Annotated in this window: 1 protein-coding gene; it reads right to left on the reverse strand. The window is 67.8% G+C overall.

Annotated elements, in window-relative coordinates:
- Nucleotides 1–559, reverse strand: a 559-nt coding sequence (locus ACODRW_RS24315; protein WP_488906924.1) for a type VI secretion system Vgr family protein, incomplete at both ends; no start/stop codon positions are given.

Below are 559 nucleotides of genomic sequence, written 5' to 3' on the forward strand. Positions count from 1 at the left end.
CTTCCGGCCCGGTTTCCATGGTGTCGGCCTGCTGGCCGCTGGCGGTGTCGCCCAGGCTTTGGCTCAGGGCCAAGGCCGCATCCAGCTGGCTTTGCGCCTGTTCGCGCGCCAGTTGTTTGCCGGATGCGCCGTTCTGCGCTTCGGCGCTCAGCAGCAGGCCGTGGCCGGCGCGGATGGCGCCGTGGCTGTCGGTGCGCAGTTCGAAGCCGTCGCCGCGCGGCTCGGCCTTGCCGTTGCTGCGCGGCTGGGTGAGGAAGCCTTGGTTGAGCTGGGTTTTGCCGGGTTCGGAGCTGAGTTTGGCGCGCACTTCGCCCGGCGTGTCGTCGAACAGCAGTTCGTTGTATTGGCCGCCCTGGTGTTCTTTGGATTTGATGCCGGACAGGGTTTTGTTGGCCGGCAAGGCGCCCGCGCCGCTGAAGTCCGGCGGCGGGTGGCTGCCGTTGTAGAGCACGCCGGTGATCACCGGGCGGTCGATATCGCCTTCGATGAAGTCGACCAAGACTTCCTGGCCGATGCGCGGGATGAATTGGTGGCCCCAGCCGGCGCCGGCGCTGGGCAT

The sequence above is a fragment of the Chromobacterium sp. FG89 genome (assembly GCF_057808735.1).